Consider the following 17,087-nt stretch of genomic DNA (forward strand, 5'->3'; position numbering starts at 1 on the left):
CGCCGTTCTTCAGCCGTTTGATCGATGTGACATCAGACCCAAGTGTTTCGTCCGGTTTAGGGATGGGAACAACTCGCGCACAGTCCACGTTGTCGCGACAACGCCACTGGACTCGAAAGGACGAAAATGGCCACTGATTATGATGCGCCACGCCAGAAGGAAACCGACGACGTGGTCGACGAGTCACTCGAGGCGCTGGCCGGACGTCGCAACGACGCCGCGACCGCGGTGCTCGACGTGGACGACGGTGAAGAACTCGACGACTTCGAGCTACCCGGCGCGGACCTCTCCGGTGAGGAGTTCACCGTCCGGGTCGTGCCCAAGCAGCGAGACGAGTTCACCTGCTCGAGTTGTTTCCTCGTCCAACACAGCCATCGTCTGGCCCGCCAGGTCGGCGATCGCATGATCTGCGCCGACTGCGCGTAGGTCTGCGCGGGTCTCGTCCGCCAGCCGTGCGGGCGGGGCCGCCCGGCGTGCTGTCGAAAGCATGCGACGGCCACTCCCGTGGCGCCCTGTCCGCCTCCCCGCACAGAACATCACCCCAGCGGGTCTTGCACCCCGGCGACCACCGTTAGCGTGAATCCGCTACGCCGCTGGCAGGGTCAAAGTGAACGTCGCTCCGCCGCCCGGTGTCGGCTCGACCGAGACGTCGCCGCCGTGGGCCAAGGCGATCTCCCGAACGAGCGCAAGTCCGATGCCGTAGCGCTGGCGACCCTCCGAGGCAGTGTGACTCTGCCCGTGGGCGAAACGGGTGAACAATGAGGCCACGGCGTCTGGGTGGACCCCCACCCCGTCATCGCTGACGTCGATGACGACGTCCGCTGCGCGGCGCTCGATGCCGATGACGATCGCCCCGCCGCGGTGTTCGTGGGCAAGTGCATTGTCGACCAGAGCCGTCAGGGCGCGCCGCAGTGCGGCACCCGATCCGAGAACGACGCCGTCCGCCGCGCTAGTCCCGCCCCGCCGGTTCACGCTGAGGCTGACCCCTGCCGCGTCCGCATGTTCGGCCATGCTGTCGCGGACCGCCTCGGCAACAGCGGTGACGTCGACGCGGTCGCGGGCCACACCGTTGTTCGCCATCGTTGCGGACGCCAAGAGGTCTTCGATGACCTCACCGAGCGCCCTGGTGTCCGCCGCCAGCGCATCGATCTGTTTCTTCGCCTCACCCGAATCGTCGTCGTCAAATCGGCGCGCCAACAGCTGAATCCTGGTGTGCAGCACTGTCAATGGGGCGCGAAGCTCATGCGAGGCGTCGGCGACGAATCTGCGTTGCAGAGCCAAGGCGTCGGTGAGCGGGCGAATCGAGCGGCGCGTGAGCAGGACCACGACGGCGACCGAGGCGAGGATTCCCGCGAGTTCCGCGGCGCCCAACGACAGCAGAAGGCGGCGCCGGCCCTCCTCGTAGGACTCCAGCGCGAGCATGGCGACCACCCTCCCGTCGGGCTTGTCGGCCACCAGGAAGCGGTACTCCTCGCCGTCGATCCGGGCCTCCGAGAACCCCGGAGGCCGTGCCAGAAGGTCCGCCACCGGGAGGCCCCCGTCGCTCGCCTGCACGTTGCCCGTGAGGTCTCGGACCACGAGCTGCATGCCCGGCGGCGGATCGGTGGCATCATCAGCCGTCGACGCCACCGAGGTCAGCTGATCGGCGATCTGTTGGTCTTGCACTCGGAGATCGACGAGGAAGACCACCGCTCCGACGACCAGCAGGACCGCAGCCAATGCCAGCGACGCTTGGATCGCGGCGATCCGGCCTGCGCGCCGGACGACGGCGAGATCGCTGCCGTGTGTCATGGCGCCCCGAATCGATACCCGGTGCCATGAATCGTCCGCACCGCCGATCGCCCAAGCTTGCGGCGCAGATAGTGCACGTAGGTATCCACGACTCCGGGCGTGTCGACACCGTCGAACGCGGCGCCGAGCAGCTGGCCGCGGGTGAAGTTGCGGCCAGGGGCAAGCATCAGCACGCTCAGCAGCGCCGCTTCCCTCTCGGACAGCTCCACGTCCGCGAACCCCCAACCGCTCACGGTGCGGCTGACGCGGTTGAGCACCAGTCCATTCACCCGCAGCGTCGAGCCGTCGTCGGGCCGCCGGAGCAATGCCCGAATGCGAGCCAGCAGTTCGGGCACCTCGAACGGCTTGACCAAGTAGTCCTGAGCGCCGGCGTCGAGGCCGTCGACACGGTCTTCCGTCGCACCGCGCGCGGTCAGCAGCAGAATCGGTGTCGCGATCCCCCGCGAACGCAGCACCTCGACCAGTTCGACCCCGTCCATCACCGGCAGGCCACGGTCGACGATCGCCGCGTCGTAGGAACCGGTCAACCCGCGGTGAAGGCCCTGCTGGCCGTCATGGGCAACGTCCACGCGATAACCCTCCTCGCGGAACAACGTCTCGAGCATCCCGCTCAGAGCGCGATCGTCCTCGACGATCAGCAGCGTGGGTGCTGCAGTCCGGTCCGCCACCCGCTGAGCGTGCCACGGGAATTCTTCGAAGGCTTGAAGAAACGGCTGTCAGCATCATCGGCATGGACTCACCCCGTTCGGGATTCCGACGTGCCGCGGCCGCCTCGTGGGCGTTGATGGGGCTCGGCGTCGCCGGCGTGGCAGGTGCCTCTGCCCTCGCCTACGTCGACACCGTGAAGCCCCCGGTGGCGACAGCCGCCGTCGAGTCGGCGCCGCCGCAGGTAATTCCGCCGCTCCTCTCGCCGCCCTTCTCGCCACCCATCGTGGAACCTCCGCCGGTGCCCGACGTCTCGACGACGACCGTCGAGCCGGCACCCGAACCGCAGTACACGCCGGTGCCTGAGTACACCCCGGTGCCCCAGTACACGACGCAAGCGCCCGCACCAAGAGCCAGCACTCCCCCGACGACCAAGCGGCGCCTCGCCCCCACGACGGTGATGGCGCCGAATTACTCGCCGCAGATCACCGTCTCCCGCGGCTCGTGACCCTCACCGCAACGCAGACCGCCGACGTCCGGTGGCAGCGATGGAGTCTGGACATGCAGATCGTCGTCACGGACCCGTCTGCACTCGCCGTGGCCAGGCGGGAGACCGATGCCGAGCTCGACGTCGTCGAAGCGGCCGCGTCACGCTTCCGCCTCGACTCCGAAATCAATTCACTGACACTGACATCCGGCCGTCCGACCCGTGTCAGCGAGACACTGGCGGACCTTCTGGATGCCGCGCTGACGGCGGCCCGGCTGACCGACGGCGACGTCGACCCCACGGTGGGGGCGGCCATGGTCGCACTCGGCTACGACGCCGACATCGCCGACGTCCGAAGTGCCTCGCCCGCAGTGCCGGTCTTCACCACGCCCGCCCACTGGTCGATGATCGCGTTCGACGGTCACGTCGTCACCATGCCCCCGGGGGTCTTGCTCGATCTGGGCGCCACTGCCAAGGCGGTAGCCGCGGACCGCTGCGCCCAGCGCGCCCACACGGTGACGGGGAGCGGCGTTCTGGTGAATCTCGGCGGGGACATCGCCACGGCCGGCCCGGCGCCTGACGGCGGCTGGCAGGTCCTGGTGCAAGACGCGGACGACGAGCCGGCGAGTTCGCTTGCGCTGCCGGCGGGATCCGCGCTGGCGACGTCGAGCACCCTTCGTCGACGGTGGCGCAGCGGTGACGAATTGATGCACCACATCCTCGATCCGAGGACCGGGCGGTGTGCGGACCCGGTGTGGCGGACCGTGAGCGTGGCAGCGCAGACGTGTTTCGCCGCGAACACCGTCGCCACCGCCGCCGTCGTCCGTGGCTGGCCCGCGCTGGAGTGGATCGGCAGGCTCGGGATGGCGGCCCGACTCGTCGACGTGTTCGGGGACGTGCACACCATCGGCACCTGGCCGACCTCCGGAATCGAGGCGCAGCGATGACCGACCAGGCGCTCTGGGCGCTGGGCCGCGGCACCGGGATCACGGCACTCGCCTTCTTCACGCTGTCCATCGGTCTCGGCATCGCCACGCGGTCTGGTCGTCGACTGGCGGGGTTGCCACGCTTCGCCGTGGTCGACGTGCACCGATTCGCCGCGCTGGCCGGAACACTACTGGTGGCAATGCATCTCGGGCTGCTGTTCTTCGACCCGTACGCCCAACTGCGGTTGCTGGACTTCGTGATCCCGTTCCAGGGCGCCTATCGGCCGCTGTGGCTCGGGCTGGGCACTCTCGCGTTCGACGTGCTCCTGGTGGTGATCGTGACCAGCCTGCTCCGGCATCGACTGGGCGTCAACATCTTTCGCGCCGTGCACTGGGTGACCTATGCGTTGTGGCCGATGGCGATGGCTCATGCCCTCGGCAACGGTACCGACGCCTTTCGACCGTGGTTCCTGGCGTTCGCGGCGGCCTGCGCGTTGCTGGTCGCAGCGGCCCTGACATGGCGGGTGAGGGCGAACTTCGTCGAGTACGCCGATACGCGAATTGCGGTGCGTCGATGACGGATCGAGGCCGCCTGCTCACCGCTCGAAGCCCCGGCTTGGCGGAACACCACACCCGGTTCGGTCGCCCACCCACCAAGGCAGTGGACGACCTCGTATCATCGCTCGAGCGGTCCGGTCTGACGGGTCGGGGTGGTGCCGGGTTCCCCACCTGCCGCAAGATCGCATCCGTCACCGGACGGAAGCCGGTCGTGATCGGCAACGGCGCCGAGGGTGAGCCGCTCAGTCGCAAAGACGCGGTGTTGCTCGCCCGATCGCCGCACCTGGTGCTCGACGGCCTGCAACTGGTGGCCGAGACCATCGCCGCCACGACGATCTACCTATATGTACCAAGCCGATTGGCGGCGGCCGCACGGTGTGCGATCGACGAGCGCACGGCCGCCGGTTGGGACCGGCAACCGGTGACCGTCGTGGAGGCACCCGATACGTTCGTCGCCGGGGAGGAATCGGCAGTCGTCGCGCGCGTCGAAGGGCGGCCTGCACTGCCCCGCGATCGCACTGTCCTGACGACGATCGCCGGCGTGCGGGGCCGCCCGACACTGGTCAACAACGTCGAGACCCTGGCCCACGTCGCGCTCATCGCCCGGTACGGCGCCCGCTGGTTCCGGTCCGTCGGAGACCCTGCGCAGCCCGGCACCATGCTGGTCACGTCGTCGGGCGCGTCCGACCGGCCGTCCGTCCTCGAGGTACCGACCGGAACTCCGCTTCTCGACGTGGTCACACACGGCGACCCCCGCCGCACGAGGGCGGCGCTGATCGGTGGCTACCACGGCAGTTGGATTCCCTCGTCCGAGTTCGCCCAGGCCACCCTGTCGCGAGCCGGCCTCGCCCACCTCGGAGCCAGCCCCGGCGCCGGTATCGTCCATACGCTTCCCGTCGACGAGTGCGGCCTCGTACGTACGGCGGAGATCGTCGCCTACCTCGCCGACCAAGGCGCCGGGCAGTGCGGACCTTGCCTCAACGGATTGCCTCGGCTTGCAACGCTGTTCGACGAACTCGCGTACGGAAACGTCGACCAGACCTTGCTCGCCGAGATACACCGAATACTCGGCCTGGTGGACGGGCGCGGGTCATGTCGTCACCCGGACGGCACCGTCCGGATGGCGCGCAGCGCACTCACCGTCTTCGCCTACGACATCGACGAGCACCGCTCGGGCCGCTGCGACGCCGCCTTCGCCACGGTGCAGAGTCAGGGCCGCACGTGACAAGGCACCCAAGCCCCGTGCGACTGCACGTCGACTGGACCAGATGCGACGGACGGGGGCTCTGCACTGAGTTGCTTCCCGCCGTGCTCGACCGAGACGAGTGGGGTTATCCCCTGGCGCGCAACGGCTCTCGCGAGCCCGAGATCCCCTCCGGCGACCTCGCCGAGGCACGCGCTGCCGTGGATCGCTGCCCGCGACTCGCCCTTTCGTTGCTTGCACCACGTCCATCGTGAACGGGCAGCGTCGCCCGACTCCAGTGTTCCGCCAACCTCTACAAGGAATCAACTCGTGACAACGTTCAACGGTCTCCCCATCCATGCGCTGCTGGTCCACTTCATCGTCGTCCTCGCACCCCTCACGGCAGCCCTGGCAATCCTCTGCGCCGTATGGCCAGCCGCGCGAAAACGCCTGACCTGGCTGGTGCTTGGCCTCGCCACCATCACCGTGGTGCTCACGCCGCTGACCACCGAAGCCGGCGAATGGCTCGAAGACAAAGTCGGCCGCTCACCGCTGCTGCACGAGCACACCGAACTCGGAGACACGATGGTGTACTTCGCCATCGCCATGCTCGTCGCCGCGGCGCTTCTGGCGGCCATTCACGTACTCGAGGTTCGCGGCAAGTCCGTCAAACCCGTCGCATCGTGGATCGTGGCCGTCATCGTGGTGGTCCTGAGCATCGCGACCACCGTGCAGGTCTATCGCATCGGCGACTCGGGAGCCGCGGCCACCTGGAGCGACGTGGCCGGCGCCGACGCCAAACCATCCAACTGATCGGGCGACGCCGTGCCCTAGTGCGACCGCGCCACGATGACCGGCATCCGGGACGACTGCGCCACCGCCGAGCTGACCGACCCGAGCTGCATACCGGCGAATCCACCGCGTCCGTGGCTGCCGACGACGACTAGCTGCGCCTGCTCCGCATTCTTGATGAGCATCTCGGCGGGGCGATCGACGACGGCGATCGCGTTCACGTGTACGCCGGGATGGCGCTTCTGCCATGGTCCCAGACGGTCGCTGAGGATCTCGTCGCCCAGCGACTTCATCACCGAGGAGTCGACGGAGGGAAAGTCGCTCAAAGCGGCGTCGCTCCACGCGTGCAAGGCAATGATGTCGACGCCGCGTCGTTCCGCCTCGTCGAAGGCGATCTCGGTCGCCAACTCCGATGCCGGCGAGCCGTCCACGCCGAGCAGGATCGGGGCCCGCGCCGGGTCCGGCATCAACGGATCCTCATCGTGGAGCACCGCGACGGGGCAGTGCGCGTGGTGTACTAGCCCCGCACTGACCGAGCCCAACAGCAACCGCCGAATGGCCCCTATGCCGCGACAGCCCACCACGATCATCACCGCGTCCTTGGTCAGGTCCACCAGGCTGGGGACGGTGGACCCCGCGAGGACGTGACGGTGAATTTCCAGCAACCCGTCGTCCCGGGTGGCGGCCTCCGCGGTCTGCACCGCGGCTCGGATGACGTCATCGGCTTGGGTCTGGTGCCACTCCGCGAGACCCGGCAATCGTTCCGCCTCGCTCCACACCAACATCTCCGGGGTGGGGACGACGTGAACGACGGTGAGCGGGACTCCCCGCAGCAGCGCGTCCCTGGCCGCCCAGTCGACCGCGACCCGCGATGCCGGTGAGCCGTCGACTCCGACGACGATGCCGTGGTGCTTGTCCTGTTTGGCCACGATGGGCTCCCTCTGATTCGCCGACGCCGACCCACGGTCAGCGGATTGAAATGGACTCTCCGGTCACGGATTCGATGTCACCCGCGGTGGTGACGAACAGCTGGCGCGTCAAGTGGGTCAGGGCGCGTGCGACGGCGAGTTCCTCGCCGACCCGCTTGGGATAGCGTTCGCCGTCCTCCAGCTGTGCGTCGCCGACGCCCACCAGGTCGACGTCGTGCCAGCGCAGGCTAGCGGTGGCGTGCGTGCCGTCACCCTTGCGATCGACGTCAATCGTGACGAGGTGCTCGGACTTGCCATGTTTGTTGTGGCTCACTGCAATTCCCTTCTTCGTCTCCCCAGGAGTCTGCCGTCACCAGCGACCCGCTGGCCAGGGTCTTTGGTCCTCGGCCGCCGCGCTACGGATGTCTGGCGACGATTACGGGAACAGTGGCAGACGCGGCGACCGCCGCGCTGACGGAGCCCAACAACATGCCTGCGAATCCCCCGCGTCCGTGACTACCGATCACGACGAGCTGTGCCGACCCGGCGTGGCTGAGGATCGCCTCGACGGGATGCCCGCACACCACGATCCGGTCGACCGCGACGTCGGGGTAGCGCTCCTGCCAGCCGGCCAGACGTTCGGCCAGCGCCAGCTGCGCCTGCGTCCCCGCCCTGGAGAGGTCGTACCCGGGGAGTTCGAAATCCGTCCAGTCGCTCCAGACGTGCAGGGCCCGCAACCGAACACCGCGACGGGATGCCTCGTCGAACGCGATTGCCGTCGCCGTCTCGGACGCAGGGGAACCGTCGATTCCGACCAGTACCGCGGCGTCGGCACGAGGCGGGTCCGCCGACACCTCGTCGGGTATCACCCCGACCGGGCACTTGGCGTGATGCAGCAAGCCGGAGCTCACCGACCCCAGCAGCAGGCGATCGACCGGACCCTGTCCCCGGCCGCCCACCACGATCATGTCGGAGCCCTTCGACAAGTCGACGAGCGTCGGAATGATCGGTCCCACCGACACCTCACCATCGACTTCGACGATTCCTCGCCCAACCGCATCGACCACGACCTCACGTGCTCGCGCGACGACGGTGTCACCGTATTCATGTTGGAGTTCAGACGAATCCGACCACACCATCGGTAAAGGCCAGGACATCTCCAGGGGCATCGGTTGCACGCTGACCAGCGTCAGCGGCACGCCGCGTGATGCGGCCTCGTGCGCGGCCCAACCGATGGCGGCGTCCGACGATGGTGATCCGTCGACCCCCACGACGACCCTGCGTTGACCCGTCGACTCGATCATGGTTCCTCCCGCATGGGTGAGCTTGGTGGAGACCGCCATCGTGCGGCACCGCTCCCGTCGTATGGACGATAGGCCGAAAGACCAATGGGCCCAATGGACATTGGTCACCAACTGCAGGGGCCTTGGTCGGTGCCGGGTCCAATGGCCCGACCGCGGGGACCAAAGACCCTGGTACGCATGGTGGCAATCCCTAGGCTGACATAGGCAGGAGGTCCGTGACCATGACTCGCACGACGGTGGACACCCGAATCGTGACCCAGGCGATTCGGTTGGCCTGCCGGGCGCCCTCCCTGCACAACAGCCAGCCGTGGCGCTGGATCGTCGACGACGTGGCGGTGAGTTTGTACGCCGACTACCGACGCGTCGTACGCTCGGCCGACCGTTCCGGCCGCGAGGCCATCATCAGCTGTGGAGCGGCCCTCGACCATCTCCTGGTCCTAATGACCGTCGCGGGTTGGACGACCACCGTCGCCTCCTTTCCCGATCCCGACGAGCGCGACCATCTTGCATGTCTCGACTTCAGCCCAGCCGAACTGGAGGCCACCGCCGCCGAAAGGTCCCGCGCCGAAGCGGTCGCCTGTCGCCGGACCAATCGGCTCCCGTTTCGGGCTCCCCGCGATTGGGATCGCGTCGAACACATGCTGCGCGAGAGCGTCGATCGGAGCACCGTGACCATCGACGTACTCGCCGACGACGCGCGTCCGGCATTGGCGGCGGCCTCCCGGCGCACCGAGGCATCCCGGCGAACCGATCGGTACTACCACGACGAATTGCGTTGGTGGACCGACCCTCTGCGGTCCTATGAGGGCGTGCCGCCCAGCGCCCTGGTGTCCGAAGACGAGCGCGACCGGGTCGACATCAACCGCGAGTTCCCCGTTGCCCGTTCCAGCGATACACGGTGCGACGTCGCTGTCGACGAAGCCAAGGTGCTGGTGTTGTCCACCCCCGGCGACACCAGGGAGGATGCTCTCGCCTGCGGTCGGGCCCTCTCCACGGTGTTGTTGGGCTGCACCGCAGCCGGCGTGGCCACGTGCACGCTGTCCCACATCACCGAGTTCGCGTCGAGCCGTGCCGTCATCCGCGACCTGACCGGAGGCCAAGGATGCCCCCAGGTGTTGATCCGGGTCGGTGATGCGCCGGTGCCGGATCGGGTTCCAGCGCCCACGCCGCGTCGCCCGTTGAGCGAAGTCATGCAGTCCCGTCATTGAACGAGGAGTATCCGAATGTCGATTAATTGGCGCACAGCAGGAGTAATGGTCGGCGTCGATGGGTCTGCGGAGTCCGACGCCGCGATCCGCTGGGCCGCTCGTGAAGCGGTGCTTCGTCACGCGCCGTTGACGTTGGTCCACGTGGTAGCCCCAGTGGCCGCGCGATGGCCGATGGAACCGATGTTCGCGAACATCACCGAGTGGCAACAGGACAACGCGCGACACGTCCTCGAGCAGGGGCTCAAGACCGCACACGCCTGCATCGACGACAACGAAATGACGGGGATTGCCGACGTCCACACCGAAACGCTGAACGCGAGCGTCGTGCCTGCACTGGTCTCCGCCTCCGATAATCAGAGGATGGTGGTCGTCGGCAGCCGCGGAACGGGCGCGCTTGGCCGGATGCTGCTGGGATCGGTCAGCACGGGCCTCGTCCACCACGCGCATTGCCCCGTCGCGGTCATTCGTCCCGAAGCCGAGGGGGTGGACGCCAGCGCTCCCGTCCTCCTCGGGGTAGACGGCTCCCCCGCGTCGGAGGCAGCGACGACCATGGCCTTCGAGGAGGCGTCGTTCCGCGGCGTGAGCCTGGTTGCCCTGCACGCGTGGAGCGACGTCGCGGTCTTCCCGATGCTGGGAATGGACTGGACGCAGTATGAAAATCAGGGCCACGAGATCCTCGCCGAACGGTTGGCGGGCTGGCAGGAGCGGTATCCGGATGTGCACGTCGAGCGACGGCTCGTCTGTGATCAACCGGCTCGCTGGCTGATTCGTGAATCGGAGGATGCTCAGTTGGTGGTGGTCGGAAGTCGGGGCCGGGGCGGCTTCTCGAGCACCTGGTTCGGGTCGGTGGGCTCGGCGGTGGCTCAGTCGGCCAACGTTCCCGTGCTCGTGGTGCGCGGTACTCCCCCAGGCTCGAAGTAGACGAGCCGGTGAAATCCTCAAGCGAGCGAAGCAGATTCGGCGCGGACATCGTCACCTTGACGATGAATCCGGCGCTGGACGTCACCACCGGCGCCGACTGCGTGGTGCCCACGGACAAGGTCCGTTGCCACGGCGCCCGTTACGACGCGGGCGGCGGTGGCATCAACGTCGCCAGGGTGGCGACCGTCCTGGGCGCATCGGTGACTGCGGTGTTTCCCGTCGGGGGACCCACCGGCGACCTCGTCACCGAACTCGTCGCCGCGGCCGACGTACCGTACCGCCGTGTGGCGATCTCCGAGCCGACGCGCGAGAGCTTCACCGTGGACGAGGGTTGCAGTGGTCGGCAGTACCGTTTCGTCCTGCCCGGCCCTCGATTGACGACGGCCGAACAAGCGAAGTGTCTCGACGAGCTCGAATATGCCGCGCGCTCGGCGCGCATCGTGGTGGCCAGCGGCAGCCTTCCACCCGGCGTTCCGCTCGACTTCTACCAACGGGTCGCCGACATGTGCGGTGAGATCGGGGTGCCGCTGATCCTGGACGCCTCGGGCGGCGGCCTGCAGCACGTCAGGTCCGGGGTGTTCCTGCTCAAGCCAAGTGTCCGTGAGCTCAGGGAGTGCTTCGGACGCGAGCTCGCGACCGAGTCCGAACAGTTGGCGGCCGCGCACTCACTCATCACCGCTGGGGTCGCTCAGGCCGTCGTGGTCTCCGTGGGATCCAAGGGTGCGCTGCTGGCGAGTTCAGCTGGCAGCCAACGGTTTCCGGCAGTACCGGTACGTGCCGTCAGCGGTGTCGGCGCGGGTGACGCGATGGTCGCGGCGATCGCCGTCGGCGTGACCCGTGGATGGCCGCTCGCCAAGTCGGTGCGGTTCGGGATCGCCACGGGCGCGGCCATGTTGATGACACCCGGTACCGCGCCCTGTCAGCGCGAGGAGTCGGAGCGGATCTTCGAGTCGTCTCCCGAAGCCGAAGACGTGGTCGACGGACCGTCGCCGAGCTCAGCCAGCACCGCTGCGACGGCCTTCGGTAGGGCGGCCGCCACGGCTGCCGACAGCCCGACCCCCTGAGCGGTGTCCGCCACCTCTATCGCGATCAGCACGACGGCGTCCGGTAGCCGATCGAGCACCTCGCCGAGCGCGAAGACCGTCGCGAGGTCGACACCGTGCGAGCTGGTGGTCGTCACCGGGTGCAACTGGTCCACCGTGCAGCGATGGATTCGGCCGGGCACCGCTGGCGAGGCGACCGCGGCATCGACGATCACGGCCAGGCGCGCACCGGCCCAGGCGTCGAGCACGCGGCACGGGTCACCGACGTCGCCGATGACGCGGACCCCGGGTGGTGCCTGCGAGGCGACGGCGGCGGCGACGGCGAGACCGACACCGTCGTCACGGCGGAACCCGTTGCCGACGCCAATCACTATGACATCGCCGCCGAGATCGCCGCCGAGGCTCATTTGCGTTCGACGGTCAGGTCGAGGAAGTGCGCCGAGCACGAGATGCATGGGTCGTGGTTGCGAATTGCTCTCTCGCACAATGCCGTCAACGACGCATCGTCCATATCGAGGTTGGCGGCGACCAGCCGGCCCATCTCGTGTTCGATGGCGGCCTGGCTTTGCGCGGTGGGAGGCACCATGTCCGCCGCCTTGATCAGCCCGTCGTCGCCGATTTCGTAGCGGTGGTAGAGAAGGCCGCGCGGGGCTTCGCTGACGCCGTGGCCCACCGCGGCTCGGGACGGAACGTCGACGAAGGGTCGGGACGGTTGCTGATACTCGTCGATGATGCGCAACGCCTCCTCGATCGCGTAGACCACCTCGACCGCCCGAACGATGATGCTGCGAAACGGGTTTCGGCACACGCTGCCGAGCCCGGCGTCGGTGGCCGACTGCCGCGCGATCGGCGAGAGTGCCGCCGAATTCAGCGCGTACCGCGCGAGCGGTCCGGTCAGGTAGCGGCCCCCGTCCAGCGTGGCGTGCAGCGCGGTGGAATGGGCGACCTGCACCTCCCGAACGTGGTCACGGAAATCTGCCACCTCGAACGTGGGTCCGCCACTGCGGGCGATGGTTCCGTTCTCGATGGGGTAGCGGCCCGGTTGGGTCAGCGACAGGAACTCGTGGTCGGATTCCGCGTCGGGGAAGTCGAATTGGGCCACCGACCGCACCGTGAACAGGGCATCGTCGAGGGCGCGGCGCAATTCCTCCGCCATGGAGTCGAGGTCGACACGACGGGGCACCGAGTAGAAGCCGCCCAGCCGCACGTTGATCGGGTGGATCGCCCGGCCACCAAGGAGTTCCATGAGCCGGTTCCCGGTCCGCTTCAGTGCCAGCCCGCGTTCGAAGAACTCCCGGTGGTCCTTGGCGAAGCTGATCGCGTCGGGGTAGCCGAGGAAGTCCGGTGCGTGCAGCAGATAGATGTGCAGGGCGTGGCTGTGAATCCACTCGCCGCAGTACAGTAACCGCCGCAGCTCCACCAGTTCGTGGTCGACGGTGACCCCGCAGGCGGACTCGATCGCGTTGCACGCACTGATCTGGTAGGCGACCGGGCATATACCGCACACCCGCGCGGTGAGGTCGGGCGGCTCGGTGTAGGCGCGCCCGCGCAGGAACGCCTCGAAGAACCGCGGCGGCTCGTAGATGTTGAGCTCGACGCGTTCCAGGATGCCGTTGGCCAACGTCACGTGCAGCGCGCCCTCACCCTCGACGCGGGTCAGCGCACCGACGGTCAGGGTGCGGGTCTCTGAGGTCACTCGTCATTCCGTTCGGCGTTGAATGTGGTGACGTTGAACGTCGTGAACACGCGCTCGACGTCACCGTCGGACATGCGATCGCGGCGCAGCAACGGGATCAGGGCGGCGGTATTGGGGGTCGCCGTGGGCCCGAAACACCCGTAGCAGCCGCGGTGGAACGATGGGCACAACGCCCCACAGCCGGCGTGCGTCACCGGTCCGAGACACGGGATGCCCTCGGCCACTGAGATACACGTGACGCCCCGCATCTTGCATTCGGTGCATACCGTCTTGTCCGACAGTCGTGGTTTGCGTCCGGCCAGCAGTGCGGCGAGGGTGTCGAGCAGCTGCCCGCGATCGATGGGACAACCCTGCAGTTGGTAGTCGACCGCGACGTGCGCCGACGCCGGGGTGGACGTGGCCAGGGTGTCGAGATAGTCGGGTCTGGCGTAGACCACCGAGGCGAATTCCTCGACGTCGGCGAAGTTTCGCAGCGCCTGCACGCCGCCCGCCGTCGCGCACGCACCGAGAGTCACCAGCACGCCGGACTGCTCGCGGATCTCCTTGATGCGACGCTCATCGGCGGCGGTGGTGATCGATCCCTCCACGAACGACACGTCGTAGGGCCCGCCCATGACGGAACTGGACGCCTCCAGGAAGGTCGCGATCTGCACCTCCTCGGAGATGGTGAGCAGCTCATCCTCGCAGTCCAGCAACGTCAGTTGGCAGCCGTCGCACGAGGCGAACTTCCACACCGCGAGGGTCGGGCGACTCATCTACAGCTCCTTCACGCGCAGCAAGGGTTCCGCGACCTCGTAGGTGACGACGGGCCCGTCGCGGCACAGCAGCAACGGGCCCAGCTGACAATGGCCACACCAGCCGATCCCGCACTGCATGTTTCGTTCCAGCGAGACCCGGATATCGTGACCGGACATGCCCTTTCGAAGCAGCTCAAGCGCACCGTTGCTCATCATCGACTCCGGACCGCACAGGAACGCCGTGGTGTTCTCGGCTCGCAGTGACAGCCTGCGCAGGGGCTCGGTGACGAATCCGACCTCGCCGGGCCAGCCCTGCACGGGAACGTCGACGGTCACGTGGACCTCGAGCGCGCCGTCCTGCTCCCAGCCCGCGAGTTCGTCGCTGAACAGGAAGTCGTCGCGGGTCCGGGCACCGGCGATCAGCGTCACCCGTCCATAGCGGTCGCGGTCGGCCAGCGCACCAAGGACGACCGGCCGAAGCGGTGCCAGACCGACCCCGCCCGCGACGATGACCAGATCACGGCCCGCGGCCTTCTCGAGACCCCAGTCGGTGCCGAGCGGTCCGCGCATCCCGATCACGGTCCCGGGTTGGGCGTCGTGCAGCGCACGGCTGATCGCCCCGACGGAGCGAATGGTGTGGGTGACGGCTCCATCGGTCTCGGTGGGACAGCCGCTGACGGAGATCGCCACCTCGCCGATGCCGAACGCGTACATCATCATGAACTCGCCAGGCAGCGGTGCCTGTAGCGATCGGCCCACGGGTTCGAGGCACAGGGTGGCCGAATCGCGGTTCTCGACGACCCGGCTGCGCACCCGGTACGGCACCGGTGCCATCGCCCCAGACGCAGCCTCAGCCATCGCCCGCTGCCGCGTCGCGTTCCCGGTCCTCGGCGTCGAGCCCGGCGAGTGTGGTCATCTCCTCGGTGATGTCGATCCCCGTGGGGCAGAACGCGATGCAGCGTCCGCAGCCCACGCAACCGGAGCTGCCGAACTGGTCGTGCCAGGTGCCGAGTTTGTGGGTCAGCCAGTGCCGGTACCGCGATGGCGCAGACTTCCTGGTGCTTCCCTCGTGCACGAACGTGAAGTCGAATTCGTAGCACGATGCCCAGTTCATCCACCGTTCGGCGTGCTCACCGGTGAGGTCGGTGACGTCCTCCACCGTGGTGCAGAAGCACGTCGGGCACACCATGGTGCAGTTTCCACACGTCAGACACCGGTCCGCGACGTCCTGCCAGTGTGGCGAGTCCCGCGACCGCACCAGCAGCTCGCGGAGGTCACCGCTGGGCATCTGTCGGCCCATCTTGTTCGCGGCCTCGGCGACGGCCGTTCTCGCCGACTCGATCTCGGCGCGCTCGGCATCCCGGTGCACGAGTTCGGCCAGGACCGCAGCACCGGCGTCACTGCCCACGTCGACCACGTACCGGCGACCGTCGCCGTCGATCTGCTCGGTGAGCGCGAGATCGTACCCCGGACCGACGGCGGGTCCGGTGTTCATCGAGGCGCAGAAGCACAGGCCGCCCGGTTCGGTGCAGTTGACCGCGACGACGAAGATCCGGCCGAGCCGGCCCACGAACCCCTCATCGGGATGGGTCCCCACGCCGAGCACTCCGTTCAGCATTGCGATCGCCGCTAGGTCACAGGCGCGCACACCGATGAACGCATACGGCGGCGCCACGTCGGGCTCGAGGCCGTCGGAGGACCACAAGCGTTGCCGGGCGGGGTGCAGGAACTGCTTCCACGATTGCGGTCCTGCGGAGTGACCGAAGAGCGCGTCGTCGTCGCGTCGGCGCAGGCGGTAGTGGCCGGGACCCACGTCGACCCCCCAGCCCTTCGGCAGATCGTCGGCCGACCGCAGTTCGTCGAGGACGATGGCGTTCTCGGACAGGGTCGGACCCACGACGCGGTATCCGCCGTCGAGCAAGGTGGACACCAACTCCCGCAATCCCCCGGCGTCGATCACCGTGGTGTTCACGGTTGGCGTGCCACGATCACCGGCGTCCGTGCCAACTGCACGACGGCCGAGCTGACCGAACCCAGCAGCATGCCCGCGAAGCCGCCGATGCCGTGACCGCCGACGACGACGAGTTGGGCGTGCCGGGACTGGTCGACGAGGACGGTGCCCGGATCGTTGCGGACGCTCTCCCGCTCCACCGGCACGTCGGGATAGCGCTCACTCCAACCGGCCAGCCGCTCGGCCAACGCCTCGTTCTCCACCGTCGCCAGCTCGCTAGTGGCGGTCTTGTTGAACCCGATGTCGGCCATGGCCAACGCACCAATTCCCGTCCACGCGTGCAGGGCCACCAACCCGACGTTGCGCCGCGAGGCTTCGTCGAACGCGATCGCCGTGGCCAGCTCGGCTCCGCGCGACCCGTCGATGCCCACCAGCACCGGCGCCTCGGAGGGATTGTCGAGCGCCGAGTCCTCGTCGTGGATGACCGCGACGGGACAGTGGGCGTGATGGACCACCGCCGAGCTCACCGAACCCAGTGGCCGGCCCCGCATCGTCCCGTTGCCGCGGCGGCCCACGACGAGCAAATCTGCATCCTTGGACAAGGAGACCAAGGTGGAAACTGCTCCGCCAGTGAGCATTTCACAGCTAGTAGGTGGCGGGGCGCCGTGACAGCTCTCCGCGACGACGGCGAGTGCCTCATCGAGCACCTGACGCGCCGCTTCTTTTTGCCCCTTGGTCCACTTCGGTGGCAGCGGGGCACCCAGCCACGTGCCGGCGGTGGCGGTGAGGACGTGCGCGAGGGTGAGCGGGACGTGACGCAGCTCGGCGTCGCGCGCGGCCCACCGGACCGCACGTGTGGACGCAGGCGATCCGTCGACGGCGACGACGACCCCGCGGGACTCGGTGGACTCGGACATGAAGGCTCCCTTGCTCATTC

Annotated in this window: 20 protein-coding genes and 1 pseudogene; 10 read left to right on the top strand and 11 right to left on the bottom strand. The window is 68.1% G+C overall.

Annotated elements, in window-relative coordinates; all coding sequences use genetic code 11:
* The first annotated feature begins 126 nt into the window (after window positions 1-126).
* Entirely contained in the window at window positions 127-426 is a 300-nt protein-coding gene (locus QUE68_RS20450) for a DUF4193 domain-containing protein (protein WP_284228051.1), read from the top strand.
* A 159-nt stretch (window positions 427-585) separates the two neighbouring features.
* Here the strand turns inward: QUE68_RS20450 and QUE68_RS20455 are convergent, their stop codons facing one another.
* A complete protein-coding gene (locus tag QUE68_RS20455; RefSeq protein ID WP_286274311.1) occupies window positions 586-1,791 on the bottom strand; it encodes a sensor histidine kinase in 1,206 nt (401 codons plus the stop codon).
* Entirely contained in the window at window positions 1,788-2,459 is a 672-nt protein-coding gene (locus QUE68_RS20460; protein WP_284228056.1) for a response regulator transcription factor, read from the bottom strand. Before QUE68_RS20460 ends, QUE68_RS20455 begins: the two co-directional genes overlap by 4 nt.
* Window positions 2,460-2,521: 62 nt before the next feature.
* Here QUE68_RS20460 and QUE68_RS20465 point away from each other — a divergent pair, with 62 nt between their 5' ends.
* The 6 genes from QUE68_RS20465 (at window position 2,522) to QUE68_RS20490 (ending at window position 6,403) form a co-directional block, all read left to right on the top strand.
* Window positions 2,522-2,944, top strand: coding sequence for a hypothetical protein (locus QUE68_RS20465; protein WP_286274312.1), 423 nt, complete (start codon window positions 2,522-2,524; stop codon window positions 2,942-2,944).
* Window positions 2,941-3,870 (top strand): FAD:protein FMN transferase, encoded by a 930-nt coding sequence (locus QUE68_RS20470; RefSeq protein WP_286274313.1) that lies wholly within the window; start codon window positions 2,941-2,943, stop codon window positions 3,868-3,870. Before QUE68_RS20465 ends, QUE68_RS20470 begins: the two co-directional genes overlap by 4 nt.
* Window positions 3,867-4,427: a ferric reductase-like transmembrane domain-containing protein gene (locus QUE68_RS20475; protein ID WP_286274314.1), complete on the top strand. Its 561-nt coding sequence runs from the start codon at window positions 3,867-3,869 to the stop codon at window positions 4,425-4,427. Before QUE68_RS20470 ends, QUE68_RS20475 begins: the two co-directional genes overlap by 4 nt.
* Window positions 4,424-5,632: an NADH-ubiquinone oxidoreductase-F iron-sulfur binding region domain-containing protein gene (locus QUE68_RS20480; protein WP_286274315.1), complete on the top strand. Its 1,209-nt coding sequence runs from the start codon at window positions 4,424-4,426 to the stop codon at window positions 5,630-5,632. The genes QUE68_RS20475 and QUE68_RS20480 overlap by 4 nt, the downstream gene beginning before the upstream one ends.
* An 83-nt stretch (window positions 5,633-5,715) precedes the next feature.
* Window positions 5,716-5,865: a hypothetical protein gene (locus QUE68_RS29540; protein ID WP_353507033.1), complete on the top strand. Its 150-nt coding sequence runs from the start codon at window positions 5,716-5,718 to the stop codon at window positions 5,863-5,865.
* Between the two features lie 55 nt (window positions 5,866-5,920).
* Window positions 5,921-6,403, top strand: a complete 483-nt coding sequence (locus tag QUE68_RS20490; protein WP_286274317.1) for a DUF2231 domain-containing protein — start codon at window positions 5,921-5,923, stop codon at window positions 6,401-6,403.
* 17 nt (window positions 6,404-6,420) lie between these two features.
* Here QUE68_RS20490 and QUE68_RS20495 read toward each other — a convergent pair whose 3' ends face one another.
* The 3 genes from QUE68_RS20495 to QUE68_RS20505 all read right to left on the bottom strand — a co-directional run bounded on the left by QUE68_RS20495 (window position 6,421) and on the right by QUE68_RS20505 (window position 8,594).
* Window positions 6,421-7,311, bottom strand: coding sequence for a universal stress protein (locus tag QUE68_RS20495; RefSeq protein WP_286274318.1), 891 nt, complete (start codon window positions 7,309-7,311; stop codon window positions 6,421-6,423).
* A 37-nt stretch (window positions 7,312-7,348) separates the two neighbouring features.
* The gene (locus tag QUE68_RS20500) at window positions 7,349-7,624 is read right to left on the bottom strand and encodes a dsRBD fold-containing protein (RefSeq protein ID WP_284228069.1); all 276 of its coding nucleotides are present in this window, start codon (window positions 7,622-7,624) and stop codon (window positions 7,349-7,351) included.
* Window positions 7,625-7,706: 82 nt separating this feature from the next.
* Window positions 7,707-8,594: a universal stress protein gene (locus tag QUE68_RS20505; RefSeq protein WP_286275885.1), complete on the bottom strand. Its 888-nt coding sequence runs from the start codon at window positions 8,592-8,594 to the stop codon at window positions 7,707-7,709.
* A 221-nt stretch (window positions 8,595-8,815) separates the two neighbouring features.
* Between QUE68_RS20505 and QUE68_RS20510 the strand changes: the two genes are divergently transcribed.
* Genes QUE68_RS20510 through QUE68_RS20520 form a run of 3 tightly spaced genes read left to right on the top strand, consistent with a single transcriptional unit; the run spans window position 8,816 to window position 11,787 of the window.
* Complete coding sequence (locus QUE68_RS20510) at window positions 8,816-9,802, top strand: Acg family FMN-binding oxidoreductase (protein ID WP_286274319.1); 987 nt, start codon at window positions 8,816-8,818, stop codon at window positions 9,800-9,802.
* A gap of 15 nt (window positions 9,803-9,817) precedes the next feature.
* Window positions 9,818-10,723 carry a universal stress protein gene (locus QUE68_RS20515; protein WP_286274320.1) on the top strand — a complete coding sequence of 302 codons (906 nt, stop codon included), beginning with the start codon at window positions 9,818-9,820 and terminating at the stop codon, window positions 10,721-10,723.
* An 8-nt stretch (window positions 10,724-10,731) separates the two neighbouring features.
* A complete protein-coding gene (locus tag QUE68_RS20520; RefSeq protein WP_455012326.1) occupies window positions 10,732-11,787 on the top strand; it encodes a 1-phosphofructokinase family hexose kinase in 1,056 nt (351 codons plus the stop codon).
* Here QUE68_RS20520 and QUE68_RS20525 read toward each other — a convergent pair.
* The 6 genes and pseudogenes from QUE68_RS20525 to QUE68_RS20550 form a co-directional block, all read right to left on the bottom strand.
* Window positions 11,775-12,221, bottom strand: a pseudogene (locus QUE68_RS20525) (hydrogenase maturation protease); the annotation flags it as partial. The gene QUE68_RS20520 and the pseudogene QUE68_RS20525 sit on opposite strands and share 13 nt — an antisense overlap.
* Window positions 12,170-13,462, bottom strand: a complete 1,293-nt coding sequence (locus tag QUE68_RS20530) for a Ni/Fe hydrogenase subunit alpha (protein ID WP_284228074.1) — start codon at window positions 13,460-13,462, stop codon at window positions 12,170-12,172. The gene QUE68_RS20530 and the pseudogene QUE68_RS20525, both read right to left, overlap by 52 nt.
* Complete coding sequence (locus QUE68_RS20535; RefSeq protein WP_286274321.1) at window positions 13,459-14,217, bottom strand: NADH-quinone oxidoreductase subunit B family protein; 759 nt, start codon at window positions 14,215-14,217, stop codon at window positions 13,459-13,461. The genes QUE68_RS20530 and QUE68_RS20535 overlap by 4 nt, the downstream gene beginning before the upstream one ends.
* On the bottom strand, window positions 14,218-15,057 hold the full coding sequence (locus QUE68_RS20540) for an FAD/NAD(P)-binding protein (protein WP_286274322.1): 840 nt from the start codon (window positions 15,055-15,057) through the stop codon (window positions 14,218-14,220).
* The gene (locus tag QUE68_RS20545; protein WP_286274323.1) at window positions 15,050-16,171 is read right to left on the bottom strand and encodes a 4Fe-4S dicluster domain-containing protein; all 1,122 of its coding nucleotides are present in this window, start codon (window positions 16,169-16,171) and stop codon (window positions 15,050-15,052) included. Before QUE68_RS20545 ends, QUE68_RS20540 begins: the two co-directional genes overlap by 8 nt.
* The gene (locus QUE68_RS20550) at window positions 16,168-17,067 is read right to left on the bottom strand and encodes a universal stress protein (RefSeq protein WP_286274324.1); all 900 of its coding nucleotides are present in this window, start codon (window positions 17,065-17,067) and stop codon (window positions 16,168-16,170) included. Before QUE68_RS20550 ends, QUE68_RS20545 begins: the two co-directional genes overlap by 4 nt.
* Between the last annotated feature and the right edge of the window lie 20 nt (window positions 17,068-17,087).

The organism is Mycolicibacterium sp. TUM20985, from assembly GCF_030295745.1.
Lineage (GTDB): Bacteria > Actinomycetota > Actinomycetes > Mycobacteriales > Mycobacteriaceae > Mycobacterium.